At 59.1% G+C, this 18,468-nt stretch carries 11 protein-coding genes and 1 tRNA gene; 5 read left to right on the forward strand and 7 right to left on the reverse strand.

Features of this window, described 5'->3' with window-relative positions; all coding sequences use genetic code 11:
- Window positions 1-39: 39 nt before the first annotated feature.
- Together ATN00_RS13630 and ATN00_RS13635 are read right to left on the reverse strand one after the other, a co-directional pair.
- Entirely contained in the window at window positions 40-924 is an 885-nt protein-coding gene (locus tag ATN00_RS13630; protein WP_231746282.1) for a TraB/GumN family protein, read from the reverse strand.
- 4 nt (window positions 925-928) lie between these two features.
- Window positions 929-1,843 carry a TraB/GumN family protein gene (locus ATN00_RS13635; RefSeq protein WP_062065569.1) on the reverse strand — a complete coding sequence of 305 codons (915 nt, stop codon included), beginning with the start codon at window positions 1,841-1,843 and terminating at the stop codon, window positions 929-931.
- A 157-nt stretch (window positions 1,844-2,000) separates the two neighbouring features.
- On the opposite strand from ATN00_RS13635, the gene ATN00_RS13640 reads away from it, so the two are divergent.
- From ATN00_RS13640 to ppdK, 3 genes are all read left to right on the forward strand, one after another.
- Window positions 2,001-2,873 (forward strand): glycine--tRNA ligase subunit alpha, encoded by an 873-nt coding sequence (locus tag ATN00_RS13640; RefSeq protein WP_062068812.1) that lies wholly within the window; start codon window positions 2,001-2,003, stop codon window positions 2,871-2,873.
- A complete protein-coding gene (gene glyS, locus ATN00_RS13645) occupies window positions 2,873-5,074 on the forward strand; it encodes a glycine--tRNA ligase subunit beta (protein WP_062065572.1) in 2,202 nt (733 codons plus the stop codon). Before ATN00_RS13640 ends, glyS begins: the two co-directional genes overlap by 1 nt.
- Before the next feature lie 142 nt (window positions 5,075-5,216).
- Window positions 5,217-7,919, forward strand: a complete 2,703-nt coding sequence (gene ppdK / locus ATN00_RS13650; protein WP_062065575.1) for a pyruvate, phosphate dikinase — start codon at window positions 5,217-5,219, stop codon at window positions 7,917-7,919.
- Window positions 7,920-7,962: 43 nt separating this feature from the next.
- Here the strand turns inward: ppdK and ATN00_RS13655 are convergent, their stop codons facing one another.
- Window positions 7,963-8,463 carry a hypothetical protein gene (locus ATN00_RS13655; protein WP_062065578.1) on the reverse strand — a complete coding sequence of 167 codons (501 nt, stop codon included), beginning with the start codon at window positions 8,461-8,463 and terminating at the stop codon, window positions 7,963-7,965.
- 138 nt (window positions 8,464-8,601) lie between these two features.
- Here ATN00_RS13655 and ATN00_RS13660 point away from each other — a divergent pair.
- Window positions 8,602-8,678: transfer RNA gene (locus ATN00_RS13660), tRNA-Arg, on the forward strand.
- 631 nt (window positions 8,679-9,309) lie between these two features.
- On the forward strand, window positions 9,310-10,578 hold the full coding sequence (locus tag ATN00_RS13665; protein WP_062065581.1) for an MFS transporter: 1,269 nt from the start codon (window positions 9,310-9,312) through the stop codon (window positions 10,576-10,578).
- A 405-nt stretch (window positions 10,579-10,983) separates the two neighbouring features.
- Here the strand turns inward: ATN00_RS13665 and ATN00_RS13670 are convergent, their stop codons facing one another.
- From ATN00_RS13670 to ATN00_RS13685, 4 genes are all read right to left on the reverse strand, one after another.
- Window positions 10,984-12,522, reverse strand: coding sequence for a SpoVR family protein (locus tag ATN00_RS13670; protein WP_062065584.1), 1,539 nt, complete (start codon window positions 12,520-12,522; stop codon window positions 10,984-10,986).
- Entirely contained in the window at window positions 12,522-13,832 is a 1,311-nt protein-coding gene (locus ATN00_RS13675; RefSeq protein ID WP_062065587.1) for a YeaH/YhbH family protein, read from the reverse strand. The genes ATN00_RS13670 and ATN00_RS13675 overlap by 1 nt, the downstream gene beginning before the upstream one ends.
- Window positions 13,833-13,851: 19 nt before the next feature.
- Complete coding sequence (locus ATN00_RS13680; RefSeq protein WP_062065590.1) at window positions 13,852-15,795, reverse strand: PrkA family serine protein kinase; 1,944 nt, start codon at window positions 15,793-15,795, stop codon at window positions 13,852-13,854.
- Window positions 15,796-16,239: 444 nt separating this feature from the next.
- Window positions 16,240-18,435, reverse strand: coding sequence for a TonB-dependent receptor (locus ATN00_RS13685; RefSeq protein WP_062065592.1), 2,196 nt, complete (start codon window positions 18,433-18,435; stop codon window positions 16,240-16,242).
- Window positions 18,436-18,468: the final 33 nt, after the last annotated feature.

An 18,468-nucleotide genomic window follows, 5' to 3' on the forward strand; every position in this document is an offset into this window, starting at 1 on the left:
TGTAGCAGAAAGGCGTCAGAAGGCAAGGCTGCGCTCAACTTATTGCAGGCGCGTGATCGAAAAACCCTTTGCCTTGAGCAGGTCGATCAGATTGTCGGTGCCGGTCAGATGTCCCGCACCTACCGCGATGAATGGGCGACCGGTCATCGGCTCGATGGCCTTTGCCCAATCGCGGTTGCGGGCGATCAGCACGGCTTCCTCGACCAGTGGATCGGGCTGATCCCCTATCTGGTCCTCCTTCGCGATGGCGGCCATGTCGCCCTTCATCCACGCATTCAATATGCGGTCGTAAAGCGCGCGCATGTCCTTCGCCTCATGCACGGTTTGCACCAGCAGGCGCCGCTGCGCCGCTTCGGGCAAAGTGTCGAAGGCCGCGAACTGCCGCTCCACGGTTTCGAGGCCGTCGATGGGCTTCCCCGCTGACTTGAAGGCTGCGATCAATGCCGGTTCGACGCCATTGTCCTGACTGACGTGTAAGGATTGCTGCGTTGCCGCCGACAGGAGCATTGCCGCAGCCCAGCTTTCATAGCCCGCCAGCGCCTGTGTGCTGGTGCCTCCGCCCGCGACGATCTGCTCCAGCGCGTCACGGTCGGCGGGGGGGATGCGGGCTTCCAACGGCGGCAGATCAGGGCTGCGCCCCATTTTCTCGAACAGCGCCAGCGTCTTTTGCGGATTTTGTAGATCTGCCGCCTCCAGAACCAGCCTGTCGGCCTGTTGGATAGCTTCCCCGAATGTGCGGGTTTGCCACGCAATTCCCTTTGGCAGCACATGAATGGTGCCGAAAATCCACCCGTCCAGCGCGCCCCGTTGCACCCGCCAGATGGCCGGGCCATGCTCCGGCTGCGGCGTGGGAGGTTCCTGCCCGCAGGCTGCGACGAAGGCGAACGCAAGGAGGGTCAGGAAGCGAGCGAAGATGCGTATCACTGACTCATTCCTGGATGCGCGCCGTGCTGATTCCCAGCGCTTTCAACTGGTCCTGCACACTGTTTTTTCCTGCCAGATGTCCCGCGCCCACGGCAATGAATACGGTTCCTGGCTGCCCCATCCGCGCCTTGATCCATTGCGCCCAGTGGGCGTTACGCTGGAACAGCAGGATCTGTGCCAACTCTGGCGTCGCTTCGAGCGATTCGTTCATTTCCTCGGCCAGCTTGTCCGGTTCACCCGCCTGCCAGTGTTGGACCAGCGAATCGAACTGCGCCTCTATGTCGTTAAGGCCTTCTACCGTCGAATTGAGGAAGGCTATCTGCTGCTCCATCGGCAGCGCCGCGAAATAGCCGATCTGCTGCTCCGGGGTTTCCAGCGCGCCTATCTTCTTGCCGGTGGCCCTAGCAGCGGCGCTCAACAGCTTTTCCACGCCCTGATCGGCCTTATATCCCAGCTTTTCCAGTGGCGCGACCGATAGGGCAAGGCCGGCCATCCACGGATTGAAGACTTCGAACGCTTGCCAAGGCAGGCCGTTGGCCTCCATCGCTGCCTGATATTTCTCGCGCGCCGTGGGCTCCAGCCGCTTGGAAAGCGCCGCCGCGTCCCGTGCGATGGCTTTCGCGCCCATAATGGAGGCCATCTCATTCGGATTGTCCGGCTCGATGATTTCGAGCACCAGTTCATCGGATTGATCGAAGGCGCGCCTAATCCCGCCCTTGAACCAGTCCACGCCCGGTTTCAGTACATGGACGGTCCCGAACAGATAGATGGTCGTGTCCGCATCCTTCACTTCCCACAGAGCAGGGGCGATAAGCCCATTATGCGCTTCCGTCCGGGCGAACGCTGTGCGGTGTTCCGCAAGCAGTCCGCCAGACAGCAACAGCGCGGCGACTAGCAGCCGGGGGAAAAACAATCTCATCTCAGCCCGATATCCTGTGATCCATTCTCCATCCATGCGGACGTGGGAGCGCCAGAGCAAGGGGATTAACCCTCATCGGCCCCTCTTGCCCTTGACCGTTCGCCCCGGCTGCGCCAAGGCGCGCGGCAAAGAAACCGTCATTTCCGAAGGACCATCGGTGGCCGAAGGCAAAGCGCTATCCTTTCAGGATTTGATCCTGACCCTTCACGCTTACTGGGGGAAGCAGGGCTGCGTCATCCTGCAACCGTATGACATGGAAGTGGGCGCAGGCACCTTTCATCCTGCGACTACGCTCCGCAGCCTCGGTCCGGATAACTGGAATGCTGCCTACGTTCAGCCCAGTCGTCGCCCGACCGATGGCCGCTATGGCGAGAACCCCAATCGCCTACAGCATTATTACCAGTACCAGGTCATCATGAAGCCGTCCCCGGCGAACTTGCAAGACCTCTATCTGGGATCGCTTCGGGAAATCGGCATCGACCCACTGGTCCACGACATCCGCTTTGTGGAAGACGACTGGGAAAGTCCGACGCTAGGCGCATGGGGTCTTGGCTGGGAAGTCTGGTGCGATGGTATGGAAGTCACCCAGTTCACCTATTTTCAGCAGATGGGCGGCTTCGACTGCAAACCCGTCGCGGGCGAACTGACCTACGGCCTTGAACGCCTCGCAATGTATATCCAGGGCGTCGACAGCGTCTATGACCTGAAATTCAACGATGCCGGTGTTACCTATGGTGACGTGTTCCTCGCCAACGAGCGGCAGATGTCGAAATGGAATTTCGAGATCGCCGATACCGAAAAGCTGTTCCGTTGGTTCCGCGACGCCGAAGCGGAATGCAAGACCTGCATAGAAGCAGGCGTGCCCCTTGCCGCCTATGATCAGGCAATCAAGGCGAGCCATGTCTTTAACCTGCTCCAGGCTCGCGGTGTCATCTCCGTGCAGGAGCGCGCCAGCTATATCGGTCGCGTCCGCGAACTCGCAAAGGGAAGCTGCGAGGCATGGATGGAAGTGAACGGGTGGGCCGCATAATGACCGATTTCCTGCTTGAACTGCGTTGCGAGGAAATCCCGGCGCGGATGCAGATCAAGGCATCGGACGACTTGGCCCGCCTCTTTACCGAGGAATTGGGCAGGGCAGGTCTGAAGCCCACCACTATCGACAGTTTCGCCACACCCCGCCGCCTGGCGCTGATCGCCCGTGACCTGCCGCTCGAAACGTTGGCGGTGAACGAGGAGTTCAAAGGCCCCCGCACCAATGCCCCCCCGCAGGCACTGGAGGGTTTCCTCCGCAAGACCGGCCTGAAACAGGAGCAGCTTGAGGACCGCGACGGCGTCTGGTTCGCCGTCGTGAATACGCCGGGTCGCGCTACGACGGAAGTTCTCGCGGAAGCCATTCCTGCCATAATCCGTGCTTTCCCCTGGCCCAAGTCGATGCGCTGGGGCACGGCGTCGCGGACGACTGAAAGCCTCCGCTGGGTCCGGCCGCTGCAAGGGATCGTCGCGATCCTTGGCGAAGACCTTGTCGATATTGAGATCGAGGGCGTCAAAAGCGGCTACACCACGCTCGGCCACCGCTTCCACCATCCCGGTGAGATCACCATAGGCGGTGTGCAGGACTATGCCGAAAAGCTGCGCGCCTGCCATGTGATCGTCAGCCATCGGGAACGACAGGCAATCATCGAGGCGAAAGCCAATGAAGCCGCTGCGGCGCACGGCTATACCGTGATCGAGGATAAAGGCCTGGTCGCGGAGAATGCAGGCCTCACCGAGTGGCCCGTTCCGCTGTTGGGCGATTTTGATCCCGCCTTTCTTGAGGTGCCGCCTGAGGTTATCCAGCTAACCTTACGTATCAACCAAAAATATTTCGTCCTAAGCGATCGCGCGGGCAAACTGGCTCCCGCCTTCATCTGCACCGCCAATATCGAGGCAAAGGATGGCGGTGCGGCAATCATCGCAGGCAATCGCAAGGTTCTGGCCGCGCGCCTTTCCGATGCCCGCTTCTTTTGGGAGCAGGACCGCAAGACTAGTCTGGCGGACCATGCGAAGAAACTGGAACGCATCACCTTCCACGAAAAGCTCGGCACCGTCGCCGACAAAGTGGAGCGCGTGGCGAAACTCGCCCGCTGGCTGGTGGAAGAAGGCATCGTGAAGGGCGCGGACGCGGATCAGGCCGAACAGGCTGCCCGCCTCGCGAAGGCCGACCTCGTCACCGAAATGGTTGGCGAATTCCCTGAATTACAGGGCGTCATGGGTGGCTATTACGCGCGCGCCGAGGGGCTGCCCGATGCTGTGGCGAACGCTATCCGCGATCATTACAAGCCAGTCGGGCAGGGCGATGATGTTCCGACTGCCTCGGTGACGGTGGCTGTGTCATTAGCGGATAAGTTGGATACGATTGTCGGCTTCTTTATTAAAAATGAGAGACCGACCGGCTCGCGAGACCCCTTCGCATTGCGCCGTGCGGTTTTGGGCGTTTCTTCCACGACGATAGATAACGGACTTAGAATACCGCTTAGAAAGGCAATCGTTGAAGCTGCCGTGAACGTGCTTTTGCAAACTGAGCCATCGGTTGGCCATAAGTTGGTAAAAGTTTACCCATCGTTGATCGCCGCCGTTGGCGAAGGTACTGCTACGGTAGCGCTGACAGCGGCCTTGAATGCTGTTGAAACGCCGAAAGAAGAGGCGGATCAAGTTTGGAATATCGTTTCTGAGGCAGTGCCTTCCATTCTCGACTTCTTCGCTGACCGTCTAAAGGTCCAGCAAAAGGAAGCAGGCGTTCGCCACGACCTCATTGACGCGGTGTTCGCGCTCGGCGGTGAGGATGATCTCGTCTGCCTTCTGGCCCGCGTGAAGGCGTTGCAATTCTTCATCGCTACCGACGACGGCGAGAACCTGCTCGCGGGCTACAAGCGCGCCGCGAACATCCTCAGGAAGGAAGGCGTGGAGCAGGCGGAGCAAAAGCCGTTGTCTTACACACCCGAAAAAGCGGAAGCGGACCTCATCGCTGCGCTCGAAGGAGCCGAGCCACGTGCGCGGCAGGCCGTGGAGACGGAAGATTTTGAAGGCGCAATGGCGGCGCTGGCCATGCTTCGCGGGCCCATCGATGCTTTCTTCGAAAGCGTCACGGTCAATGATGCCGATCCGGCCAAGCGTACAGCGCGTCTCGCGCTTCTTGCGCGGGTGCGGGACGCGGTTCACGCGGTTGCTGACTTTTCAAAAATTACCGGATAGCGGCAAAAAATGGCGAATTCTGTGAGACAGTTGCGACTTTGCGCGTAAAATATCGTAAAAGCAGGTGCATTTGTCGCCTGCATATTGTTTAGGGCTTGTTGCAACGCACAAAGATGCGGCCACGTTTTTGGGAGCCGCGGATATGTTGACGATGGAAGAGAACAGCATGAGCACTACGGCCACTCGTTATGTCTATCGTTTCGGCGGCGGCGTCGATGATGGTGGCAAGGGAGACAAGAATCTTCTCGGCGGCAAGGGAGCTAATCTGGACGGCATGGCCGCCATTGGCTTGCCCGTGCCCCCCGGCTTTACGATCACCACTGAGATGTGCACCCGCTATTATCAGGATGGCGGCGTCTATCCCGAAAGCCTCAAGGCCGAAGTCGAAAGCGGTATCAGCCATATCGAATCGGTGACAGGCAAGACATTCGGTGATGCCGACGACCCTCTGCTGGTTTCCGTCCGTTCCGGCGCGCGCATTTCGATGCCCGGCATGATGGATACCGTCCTTAACCTGGGCCTCAATGACGAAACCGTGCTCGGCCTTGCCACTGCCTCGGGTGACGAGCGCTTCGCATGGGACAGCTATCGCCGTTTTATCCAGATGTATTCTGATGTGGTGTTGGAACTCGACCATGGCGCGTTCGAGGAAGCCCTTGAAATCGCTAAGGAAGATCAAGGCTACACGCTCGACACCGAAATGACCGCCGAGGATTGGAAAGCACTGGTCGCGGAATATAAAACCCTTGTTTCAAAACTTTGGGGCAAGGATTTCCCGCAGAATGTGAGCGACCAGCTATGGGGCGCGATTTCTGCGGTGTTCGGTTCATGGCAGGCCGACCGTGCCAAGGTCTATCGCCGCCTGAACTCCATTCCTCACGACTGGGGCACTGCCGTCAATGTGCAGGCGATGGTGTTCGGCAACATGGGCGACACGTCCGCCACCGGCGTCGCCTTCACCCGCGACCCGGCTACTGGCGAGAACGCCTATTATGGCGAATATCTCATCAACGCGCAGGGTGAGGATGTAGTGGCGGGTATCCGCACGCCGCAATATCTCACCAAGCAGGCACGCGAACGGGCAGGGGCCAAGCCGCTGTCGATGGAAGAAGCGATGCCCGAAACCTATGCCGAACTGGCGCGGGTGTTTGAGACCCTCGAAAAACATTATCGCGACATGCAGGACATCGAGTTCACGGTGCAGCAGGGCAAGCTCTGGATGCTCCAGACCCGTTCGGGCAAGCGCACCGCCAAGGCTGCGCTCAAGATCGCGGTCGACATGGCCAGCGAAGGGCTGATTTCGGAAGAGGAAGCCGTCGCCCGCGTCGATCCCGCCGCACTCGACCAGCTTCTGCATCCCACGCTCGATCCTAAAGCGTCCCGCGACGTGCTGACCAAGGGACTGCCTGCTTCGCCGGGCGCGGCTTCGGGCGCGATCGTGTTCGACGCCGATACCGCTGAGCGCCGTAATGAACTGGGCGATTCGGTCATTTTGGTCCGCGTCGAAACCAGCCCCGAAGATATTCACGGCATGCACGCGGCCAAGGGCATTCTGACCGCGCGCGGAGGCATGACCAGCCACGCGGCAGTGGTGGCGCGCGGCATGGGTCGTCCCTGCGTTTCCGGCGCGGGCAGCTTGTCGATCGACAACGCCACCAAGACACTGCGTATCGACGGCCGCGAACTCAGGGAAGGAGACATTCTTACCATCGACGGTTCGACCGGTGAGGTGATGGCGGGAGAAGTCCCGACGGTGCAGCCTGAACTGGCGGGCGATTTCGGTACGCTGATGGTTTGGGCTGACAAGGTCCGCCGGCTTAAGGTCCGCGCCAATGCGGAAACGCCGCTCGACTGCCAGACTGCGCGCGATTTCGGTGCGGAAGGCGTAGGCCTGTGCCGCACCGAACATATGTTCTTCGATGCCGCGCGGATCACGGCGGTTCGTGAGATGATTTTGGCCGACAGTGAAAAGGGGCGCCGCACCGCGCTCGAAAAGCTGTTGCCGGAGCAACGGGACGACTTCGCGCAGATCTTCATGGTGATGGCGGGTTTACCTGTCACCATACGCCTGCTCGATCCGCCGCTGCACGAATTCTTGCCCCATGGCGAATCGGAGTTCGAGGAAGTGGCGAAGGCAGCCGGGGTCGGAGTCGACGCGCTCAAGCGCCGTGCCGCCGAACTGCACGAGTTCAACCCGATGCTGGGCCATCGCGGTTGCCGCCTTGGCGTCACTTATCCCGAAATCTATGAGATGCAGGCCCGCGCCATTTTCGAAGCGGCATTGCTCATCAAGCAGCGTAGCGGCGAAGCGCCGATCCCAGAGATCATGATCCCGCTGGTGGCGACGAAGAAGGAACTGGAACTGATGAAGGCGATCGTCGATCGCGTCGCCAGCGAGGTCTTTGCGGAGCAGGGGGCGACGGTCGATTATCTGGTTGGCACCATGATCGAACTACCGCGCGCAGCGCTCAAGGCCGGTGAGATCGCTGAGGTGGGTGAATTCTTCTCCTTCGGTACGAACGACCTGACGCAAACGACCATTGGTATCAGCCGTGACGATGCAGGCCGCTTCCTGACGCAATATGTCGACAAGGGCATCTTCGCTCGCGACCCGTTCGTCAGCATCGATGTGGAGGGCGTGGGCGAACTCATCGAATTGGCGACCGAACGCGGTCGCGCGGCGCGTCCTGGAATCAAGCTGGGTATTTGCGGCGAGCATGGCGGCGATCCGGCCTCCATTGCCTTTTGTGAGCAAACCGGTCTCGATTATGTGTCGGCCTCGCCCTATCGTGTGCCGATTGCCCGATTAGCTGCAGCGCAGGCTGCGCTGGCTAACAAGGCATAGAAATGGAAAAGGGCGGGTTGATGATCCGCCCTTTCTATAGGCATTATTGAGGGATAGCGGGCCGGTCATATCGACGGCCATGCTCTTCCAATTTGCCTTCATTCAGCAGTCGCGCCTGTTCAAGCCATTCCTCGCGATGAATGGTGCCGGGCGCGCGCCCCAGACGGGCCTCCAATGTCGCCTGTTGCTCGTCCGTCAGGTTTGCGATCTGCGAATAACGATGATAGCCGGCTTCATTGAGCGTGATTTCGTCCTGAAGCGATACGCCCTGCATCATGGCCAGATCGTCCCGACCGTAAGCTGCACCAGCTACCGCAGAGGCGGTTCCCGGGCCAATGGGGCCTGATTGCCTTTCAAGTTCGGCAATCCGTTCATTGGCGGCATGAAGCCGCTGATCCCGATCCTGAATGCTGTGTCTGTGGACGGTCTGCTCGTCCCGCCACAGCCTTTTATACTTGCCTCGGCCGCTTATCATAAGCCCCAGGATCAACCCAACGACCAGGGCGATGCCAAGCAATGCGATCTCGTTCAAAGTAAAAGACATGGCTATCCTCTCTGTGAAGATTGAACGATTTCAGCGCCGGAAAGTTGCTCGGAAGGCTCCCTGGAAGGAAAGGCGGAAAAAAAGAAAAAAAAGGGGCTTGCTCAATCATCACCCCCCCTATATCTGCGCCTCCACAACGCGCCCGTAGCTCAGCTGGATAGAGCATCAGACTACGAATCTGAGGGTCGGACGTTCGAATCGTTCCGGGCGCGCCAAAGCTGCTAAGCATGTCATGCAATGATATGCGGTGGATGTGGTCGCTGGCGGAATATGATGATGGCCCGCATACAAGCGCTACTTTCTGATTTTGCTGTTCTCCCAAACTGTCTCTGCTGGGGCGGAGGCCTCTTGCGACGGATCTGGAATTTACTGCAGGTGTAGCATCCCGTTCGACGAAGCGAGCATCAATGCGGTCTGACTGCGGCGGGCACGCTGGATGAGAAGGGAACAGGGTTCCGGCATGCGGTCGAACCTCGACCGTTACCTGCGTGAACTGGGCGTTGATCCAGATGTGCTCGACATGGCGTTGGTTCTGCCTCCAATGAAATCGCCCTGGCAGGTGCCGGTGTTGCCGTCCTTTCCTCACCGGCGGTCATGGCAGGGACATTGCACGCGGCCCCCATCGAGTTTGGGCCGTGTGCGTTCTTCGGTGCGCGCCACAATGAAGCTATCGCAGCAAGGCAGCAGCTGCGCTCCTGGAGCTGATCGGTTCGCATCGCTTTAAAATCGCCATCTGGTGGACAGCGGGTGCCACCCGCGTGGTGAATTGCGGAGGAATCGGCTCCTCCCAATCGACGGCGCCGTAGCGTGGTTGTCGCCATTCCAGTTGCAGGTTAGTGTCGGTTCATGACTGCTTCGCGTCCGCTGGATCGCCGCTCACTTGTTCTTGCGGGGATATCCACCGTGGTGGAGTGGTACGACTTTTCGCTCTTCCTCTATTTTGCGACGGTGCTCGCACGGCTGTTCTTCCAGGGCGAGGACGCTGTGTTGACGACGCTGGCGGGGTTTGCAGTCGCCTATTTGATGCGTCCAATCGGCGCGATGGTCTTCGGGCATTTCGGCGACCGATATGGACGGCGCGCGACGCTGCTGGTCTCAATGACGCTGATGACGACAGCCATGACGCTCACTGCAATGCTACCGACGGTGACTCAGGTTGGGCCTGTTGCAGGGGTGCTGCTGCTTATCCTGCGATGTCTGATGGGCTTTGCCGTAGGCGGCGAATATACCGGGGTCGTCGCATATTTGCTGGAAGGAGCGGCTCCAAGACGGCGTGGGCTCGTTACCTCGATGGCGGCTGCCACCAGTGAGATAGGGGCTTTGCTGGCGGCAGGAATATCGGCGGTCACGGTGAGTTTCATACCCGCTCCGGCACTCGACAGCTGGGGATGGCGCCTGCCCTTCGTTTTTGGGGCGGTCCTTGCGGGGGCCATTCTTCTGGCCCGTGCGTTTATGCAGGAGTCGCCTGAGTTCGAGGCGCATCGCCGGGCGGGGACGCTTGTTCGTTGGCCGCTTGGCCATGCCATAACGCGATATCGGTCCGGTATGCTGCGTGGCTTTGCTATTTCCGCACTGGGGTCGATCACTTATTATATCGGCATCACCTATCTGCCCGTTTACCTCACCTCGGCTGTCGGATTGACCGAGGCGCAAGCATTGCAATTAGCCACCGTGGCAGCGGTAGCGGTGATCGTGGTGACGCCCTTTGTTGGCATGCTTTCCGACAGGCTGGGCCGCCGGTCTGTACTGGTCGCTCTGGCGGTTCTCTCGGCAGTTGTGCCTTATCTGTCGTTCCGTCTGCTTGCGGACACAACGCCTATTATGGCGCTCATCGGCGCAATCCTGCTTGCCGCGTTGGCTGGCGGCGTCAGTGCGGTAGGAGCTGTGGCTACCGCAGAACAACTTCCTGCCAGGGGACGTCTGAGCGGCCTGGCGCTGGGCGCCACGACGGCGACAGCACTTTTCGGCGGCCTCACGCCCTGGCTCGCGCAAGTTCTAGTTGAACGGACGGATTCGTCTGCTGCTCCCGGGATAATGATCGCGCTCGTAGCTCTAGCGGTGCTTCCGGTGCTGTTGACTCTTCCCGAAACGCAAGCGGGAAGAGTTGCTCGTTGAATTAGTGGATCGGCGTTCTCCCGTTCCCTTCACTGGGCAGGTTGGAACATCTCCACAACTGGTTTGCTGGAGGCTTGTATTGCGCCGGAAGAGCCAGTCTCCGCGCGACGTCGGAACTCCGATGCCATGGCCTGATGCATCATGCGCGCCGAAGCGTCCGCTGTGGTTGATGCAAGCCGCTCGTGCATTCTTGCCCGGTCAAGACATTCCTGGGGCGTAAGAGCATCCGTCATGTATCGGCCTCCGCTTGAGGTGTCGGGCACGCCCCGATCTGCGACGCATGCACTCATGCCAGCGTCTCGGCAAAGCCTGACCCGTGAAAACAGCATGAAATTTACGCCTCTCGGCCACGGAATGAAAACGGAATCTGACAAGCGGAGGCGGCGCTTCACAGTCTTAATCCTCTCACCGCATCCATTCAGGCTGCGGCTGGGCCTGATGGCTCCTCAATTCGTTCCGGTTTTCAGCGTCCACTTCGCTGAGAGCTACTTCATAACCCCATAGATTCGCCAAATTTTGCAGTACCATGGTGGTGTCGCCCTCATCCAGAAGCACGCCGTTCAACACCACATGCTCCAACATCAGCAAGCGATCCCCAGCCAGATCGACGTCCACGACCTGAATATCCGGCTCCTGCTGCCCAATGTCATATTCGTGCGCCAATGTTCGCCGGATGCGCCGGTAGCCCCGTTCATCATGGATGGCGTCCACCCGGATCTCCGAGTCGTTTTCCTGATCGAGGATCTTGAACAGGCGCCATTGGCGGATCAGACGGGGACTGAGAAACTGCGAGATGAAGCTCTCATCGCGATAATTCGCCCATATGTCCTTCAGCACTTCCAGCGGATCGCCCGACCCGGCAATGTCGCCGAACCATTCGCGATCCTCCTGTGTCGGGTCCATGCAGATGCGCTCTACATCGGTCATGATGCCAAAGCCCAGCGCATAGGGATTGAAGCTGCCGAAATGCCCTGAATCATAGGTCGGCTGATAGACAACGCCGGTATGCGACTGAAGGAACTCCAGAAACGCGCCGTTGGTGATCTGCCCCCGTTCGTGCAACATCGTCATGATGCGGTAGTGGACATAGGTGGCCGCGCCCTCATTCATCGCTTTTGTCTGGCGCTGCGGGTAGAAATATTGTGCGATCAACCGAACGATCCTCAATATCTCCCGCTGCCACGCAGCTAGCTGAGGGCCGGACTTTTCGAGGAAATAGAGGATATTTTCTTGCGGCAATCCCAGCACTGCCAATCGCTCGTCACGGGCTATCGTCGCCGCCTTCGCGCCAATCGGCACCGTGCGCCATAGATCGTCGTAGATGCTCTCGCGATAGGCCTGCCGCTCGGCTTCCCGCTCCGCTTCGCGCCGTAGATCGCGGGGACGCACGCGAGGATAGCGGTGCACACCTTGGTTCATCAGCGCATGAGCCGCGTCCAGCACCCGTTCGACCGCCAACTGCCCATGTCGCTCCTCGCACAGAGTGATGTAGCGCTTGGCGAACTCCAAATAGTCGAGGATGCCGTCGGCATCGGTCCACTGGCGGAAGAGATAATTGTTCTTGAAGAAGTGGTTATGCCCGAAGGCCGCATGGGCGATCACCAGCGCCTGCATCGTGGCGCTGTTTTCCTGCATGATATAGCTGATGCAGGGGTTGGAGTTGATGACCAGTTCATAGGCCAGGCCACGCAAACCCTTGCGGTAGAGCATTTCATTGGTGACGAACTGCTTGCCGAAGGACCAGTGCTTGTAGAAGAGCGGCATGCCCACCGACGAATAGGCGTCCAGCATCTGTTCCGAACTGATAATCTCAAGCTGATTGGGATAGACGTTCAGCTTCATCTCATCGACGGCGATCGGCTCTATTGCTTCATAGATGCGGTTGACGAGCGCGAAATCCCAATCGCTTCCGGTGAACAGGGGCGTTTCGGCGCGCAGGTCCATCAGTTTGGCGCCCCTTCGCCAAGGCCCCGACGTTGGAACAGTTCACGGAAGACGGGATAGATTTCCTGCCGATGCGCGACCTTTCGCATTACGAAGTGACGATGCGCTTCCGCCACCGGGGCATAAGCCTGCCACAGGGTTGTCATCGGCTGCGTGGTCGCCGCGTCGGGAAACTTATCCCGGCCGACTTCCAGATAGGCGACATATTGGGTCATGGGCAGGATATGGTCCTGCATCAAGCTAATGACCCTTGCGTTGTCCTGCATCATATTGTCACCATCGGACGCCTGCGCGACATAGATGTTCCAGTTGTCGGGGCGATAGCGATCCGCCGCCACCTCGATCAGCTTGTCGAGCGCGCTCGACACGAGCGTGCCGCCCGTGACCGTGCTGTAGAAGAAGGTCTGCTCATCGACCTCCGCCGCCCGGTCGGTATGGTGGATGAACACAACCTCGACATGCTCGTAACAGCGGGACAGGAATAGATGGAGCAAGGCGAAGAAGCGTTTCGCCAGATCCTTCATATGCTCGCTCATGGAGCCGGACACGTCCATCAGGCAGAACATCACCGCTTGTGCGACGGGGCGGGGCACAGCTTCGAACCGGCGATACCGCAGGTCGACGGGATCAATATAAGCGATCAAATTGCGGCGGCGGACGAGGTGAGCATGGTCCTCACGCAGCCGCTTCAGCCGATCCGCATCCTCCGGCCGGAGTGGATCGAGGGCTTCGATCGTCGCCATTTCCTCTTCAATCCGCTGCACTTCAGCACCACTCGGCCGCCGGAGCGCCATGCGCCGTGCCATTGCCTTCTGCATGGTGCGGGGCACGGACAGGTTGGAGGGCGATCCGGCGGTGGAATAGCCCGTGCGCCTGATCCCATCGACTTCCCCGCCGATCAGCCGCCGCTTGGCAAGGTCCGGCAGTTCCAGATCGTCGAGAAACAGGTCGAGAAATTCCTCCCGGCTGAGCACGAACTGGAAATCGTCATTCCCTTCGCCCGTGCCGGCATCCGCACCATTCCCTTCGCCGCCTTCGGGTCGCTTGATCCGGTCACCTTCCAAATAGTCATGATTGCCGGGCAGCACCCGCTCGCGATTGCCGCCCTTCCCGGCGCGGTGGAAGGTCGGTTCATAGATCGCGTCGCGGCCGATGGAGATTTCACTCTCCTTATCGAGTTCGCGGATGCTGCGATCCTTCAGGCTGTCGCGCACCGCCTTTTGCACATACGCTCTTGCCCTTCGCAGGAAACGCTGCCGGTTGACCAGGCTCTTGCCGCCGGGGTTCAGGCGTCTGTCGACGATGTGCATGTCGGTCGGCGCACCTCCCTCAACCTGCCTGTTTGACGCGGATATACCATTCTACCAAACGCCTTACCTGCCGCTCAGTATAGCCGCGCTCGATCATGCGGGAGACGAACTCCTCATGCTTGCCGGCCGTGTCGCCGTCTTTTTTCGACCCAAAGCTGATGACGGGCAGCAGATCCTCGACCTGGCTGAACATCCGCTTTTCGATGACTTCACGAATCTTTTCATAGGATGTCCATGACGGGTTGCGACCGTCATGGCTGGCCCGCATCCGCAGCGCGAACTTCACGACTTCGTTGCGGAAATCCTTGGGATTGGCGATCCCGGCGGGCTTTTCCGTCTTGGTCAGTTCCTGATTGATAATTTCTCGGTTGAGTAACTGGCCGGTGTCAGGGTCTTTGAAGTCCAGATCCTCGATCCATGCATCGGCATAAGCGACATAGCGGTCGAACAGATTCTGCCCGTAATCATCATAGGATTCGAGATAGGCTTTCTGAATCTCGTTTCCGATGAACTCGGCATAGCGGGGCGCCAATTCGCCCTTGATGAACTCCAGATAGCGGGCCTCCGTCTCGGTGGGGAACTGTTCCTGACGGACCATGCCTTCTAGCACATAGATGAGGTGGACGGGGTCCGCCGCGATCTCGGTGGTGTCGTGGTTGAAGGTCGCCGACAGCGCCTTGAAGGCGAAGCGGGTGGATATGCCCGACATCCCCTCATCCACGCCCGCCGCGTCGCGATATTCCTGCAGGCTTTTCGCGCGCGGGTCGATTTCCCGCAGCATTTCGCCGTCATAGACGCGCATCTTCGAATAGAGATTGCTGTTCTCATGCTCGCGCAGCCGCGTCAGCACGGAAAAGCGCGCCAGCATGTCCAGCGTCCCCGGCGCGCAGGGCGCCTTGTTCAGATCGGAATCGCGCAGCAACTTCTCATAGACCTGCCGTTCCTCCGTCGCCTGCAGGCTATAGGGTACCTTGATGACGTAGATGCGATCGATAAAGGCTTCGTTATTCTTGTTGTTCTTGAAATTCTGCCATTCCGATTCATTGCTATGGGCCATGATGATTCCGGTGAAAGGAATGGCCCCGATATTCTCTGTCCCGATATAATTGCCTTCCTGTGTCGCCGTCAGCAGTGGATGGAGCATCTTGATCGGCGCCTTGAACATCTCGACAAATTCGAGGATGCCCTGATTTGCTCGGTTGAGGCCGCCGGAATAGCTGTAGGCATCGGGATCGTTTTGGGAGAGCATCTCCAGCTTGCGGATATCGACCTTGCCTACCAGCGAGGAGATGTCCTGGTTATTCTCGTCGCCCGGCTCGGTCTTCGAAATGGCGATCTGGCGAATACGGGAAGGCATCAGCCGGACGACCGTGAAGCGGGAAATGTCGCCGCTGAACTCATCGAGCCGCTTGCGGCACCAAGGGCTGATAAGGCCTGTCAGCCGCCGCCGAGGAATGCCGTAGCTGTCCTCGATCATGTCGCCATGGGTTTCCGCGTCGAACAGTGCCAGCGGGCTTTCGAAGATCGGGCTGATTTCCTCCCCGGCTTTCAGCGCATAGATGGGGTGCGCTTCCATCAGCGACTTCAATCGCTCCGCCAGCGAGGACTTGCCGCCGCCCACCGGGCCGAGCAGGTAGAGGATCTGCTTGCGTTCCTCCAACCCCTGGGAGGCATGGCGCAGGAAGCTGACGATATGCTCGATTGTCCCTTCCATCCCGTAGAAGTTCGAAAAGCTCTTATAGCGCCGGATCGTCCGGTTCATGAAGATGCGGCCCAGCCTGGAATCGCGGGACGTGTCGATGATTTCCGGCTCGCCGATGGCTGCCAGCAACCGCTCCGGCGCGGATGCGTGCATCAGCGGATCGTTGCGGCATCCCAGCAGATAATCCTCGACCGACATTTCGGCCTGATGCCGGTCGTCATACGCCCGCATGAAACTGGAGAACAGTTCGCTATTCGCCATGTGTCGACTCCCGCAGCGGCAGTGCTCACGTCGACAAGCATATCCCATCGAGCCCTGCAAAAACAGGGTGATGCGGAAATTAAAGGGGATTTACCATGCGTTCAGCTGCGATGAGAAGATATGCGGAGCATATTATTGGGAATGGCGGGACGAGACGTGATATGGCCTGGATCAGGCAGTTTTGCTGAAGAAGTCGGCCTATTCTGCATCTCACGCACTGCCGATCAGTTTAGCACCTTAGCTTGGCTGGACGAGCGCGATCAATCCATGCTGCCAAGCTATAGGCGAGCTTATTAAACCCAGCATGTCGGCTGCCTTGAAAGAGTCGGTTGTCCAGAACCGATGGGATCAGTTTACCTTATTCCCCATCCGGCGGCGGGCCGGAAACGTTCCGTCGCCGGACGAGCAAGCACCACATGCCTTGGCGGCCTGCGCGTTCCAGCTCTAATTAGCCCCGAATCGATAACCTATCTCCAGGCCGAAAGTGCGTGGATCGTTGTAAATCGTCCCGGCAAACCCAAACGCATTTACCAAATCCTGTCGTTCAAGAGCATAGGCTTCGTTCGTCAGATTCTTGACAAAGAGACTGGCGGAAAGTCCCGTTTCGCCGATGTCGGACATGCCCAGTCGGGCATCGACAATGCTATATCCTTTTTGGAATGCCAGCGAGGATCCGAGATTGTCGTCCTGGAAGGATATGCGGCTCTGATATGTGAACCCCGTGCTGGCCACCAGCTTGCCCGCATTACCCAAGTCGTGCGTATAGCTGGCCGACAGGTTGACCGTGTGCTTGGGCGCTTGCGCGAAGGCGTTGCCCTTGGGGAAGCCGGGCGATCCTTCATCGTAGCGGGTCTCGAGCAGGCCGTAATTGGCGTTCAGCAAAAAGCCGGGGGCGGGGCGGATGGTCGATTCCAGCTGGAAGCCATAGATTGTCGCTTTGGGCCCGTTCGATGTGCCGATAAAGGTAGCGCCGGTGCTGCTGACGCCGAAGGTGCTGCGCTGGATACTGCTATACTTGCCGTAGAAACCGGACAGGTTGGTGCGTACGGGCATGCTTCCGATATGCCAGTCCGCTTTTATGCCTGCTTCATAATCGCGGATATATTCGGGACCGAAGGACGGCTGAGGTGCGCTCGGCTCCTGCGATGCCGGAACGCTTGGATTGAAGCCGCCGGAATTATAGCCGCGACGGGTCGTGACATAGAGCAGCATGGCGCTGCTGACACGATAGTCGACGGAGAAGTTATAGGTGACGGCGTCATAATTGTCAGAAATGGACCGAGTGCAGTTGGCGAAATCGACGCCAGGTGCGGTCGGCGAAAACCGGCAGATCTGTGGGCCGAAAAAGGTGAACTGCGGACCGACCGACGATGTCAGCAACGCGGCCTTGTCCTTGTTGAACCTCAGTCCGCCGGTCACGTTCAAGCCATCCGCCAGCGTAATAGTCGCTTGGCCATAGACGCCGGTCGTCGTCTGGGACTGGTTGATCGTCGTGAAATTGTTGCGGTCGTTGGAAAAGGGCAAATTCGGATTACCGAACAGTGAATAGGACAGGCCGCCGCGTGATTCCTGTTTTGATCGGAAGATCCCGATGGCCCAGTTCAGCCGGCCGTCAAGCACATTGCCCAGCGCTTGCACTTCGTGAGAGATCACCCGTCCGAAGTCCTGAAAGTTGTTGCCGATCTGGATGGGCAAGTCGAGCGTCGTCTGATTGGTGAAGCGATTGTATGAACTGCGGCGCAGGCCAAACACATATTTCAACGTGATGCCTTCGGTTGGTTCGATCGCCGCAATGTTGGTGACGCCCCATTCCTTGCTATCCTGGATCGCAGGATAGCGCGACCGGACACGCCGGATACCCAATTCGTCCTGTATGGCGCCCAGTTCGGCGGGCTGGGTTCCGTACAAGCAGCCAAGACCGGGAAAGCAGCCCGCCGTGGGTCGGACGTTGGAGGTGATCAGGGCGCCCGGCGCTTCGTTGACATCGGTATAGTCGAACACCGTGTAGTTGGAGAACACGCTGCCGGGCTCTAGCAATAGCGAGGCACGGAAGCTGTCACGATGCTGCGACTGGAAATCGGGGCCGATCTCATTCTTCACGACGCCATCACGTCGCACGATACGACCGCCCACGCGCAGACTGACCGCATCTGCAACCGGGAGGTTCAGAACCGCGGTCGCCTGCCGCCAGTCATAATTGCCATAACCAAGCTCGACTGAACCCTCAAACTCTCCCGTCGGACGGGCCGGCACGAACAGGATCGCGCCCCCTGTGCTATTCCGGCCAAACAAGGTGCCTTGCGGACCGGCCAAGGCCTGCACCGATTCCAGATCCCACATCTGATTGTTCACGGCGTTGGTCGATGTCGGCACTTCGTTGAAATAGGTTATGACGCCGGTACGGATGCCGCGCAGCGAATATGATTGTCCCGGCCCGGTGGATGATTGCTGCACATTGAGGGTAGGGACCAGACGGATAAGGTCGGAGCCCTGGCTGATCTGCGCCGTCTTGATTGTCTCGGCACTGATCGCCGTTATGGAGATGGGCACGTCCTGCAGCCGTTCCTGGGCGCGCCGCGCTACGACGACAATGTCGTCCAGGCTGGCTTGTTCGGTAACGGCTGTTGGTGAAGCTGCCATATTCGCTTGGGCACTCGCCTGGGCGGATGCTCC

The organism is Sphingobium baderi (genome assembly GCF_001456115.1).
In the GTDB taxonomy this organism is placed as follows: domain Bacteria; phylum Pseudomonadota; class Alphaproteobacteria; order Sphingomonadales; family Sphingomonadaceae; genus Sphingobium; species Sphingobium baderi_A.

Bases quoted from the DNA above. Each gene is read 5' to 3' on its own strand.
- ATN00_RS13635 (WP_062065569.1), bottom strand. From the start codon at position 1,843: ATGAGATTGTTTTTCCCCCGGCTGCTAGTCGCCGCGCTGTTGCTGTCT.
- glyS (WP_062065572.1), top strand. From the start codon at position 2,873: ATGACCGATTTCCTGCTTGAACTGCGTTGCGAGGAAATCCCGGCGCGG.
- ppdK (WP_062065575.1), top strand. From the start codon at position 5,217: ATGTTGACGATGGAAGAGAACAGCATGAGCACTACGGCCACTCGTTAT.
- ATN00_RS13655 (WP_062065578.1), bottom strand. From the start codon at position 8,463: ATGTCTTTTACTTTGAACGAGATCGCATTGCTTGGCATCGCCCTGGTC.
- ATN00_RS13665 (WP_062065581.1), top strand. From the start codon at position 9,310: ATGACTGCTTCGCGTCCGCTGGATCGCCGCTCACTTGTTCTTGCGGGG.
- ATN00_RS13670 (WP_062065584.1), bottom strand. From the start codon at position 12,522: ATGGACCTGCGCGCCGAAACGCCCCTGTTCACCGGAAGCGATTGGGAT.
- ATN00_RS13675 (WP_062065587.1), bottom strand. From the start codon at position 13,832: ATGCACATCGTCGACAGACGCCTGAACCCCGGCGGCAAGAGCCTGGTC.
- ATN00_RS13680 (WP_062065590.1), bottom strand. From the start codon at position 15,795: ATGGCGAATAGCGAACTGTTCTCCAGTTTCATGCGGGCGTATGACGAC.
- ATN00_RS13685 (WP_062065592.1), bottom strand. From the start codon at position 18,435: ATGGCAGCTTCACCAACAGCCGTTACCGAACAAGCCAGCCTGGACGAC.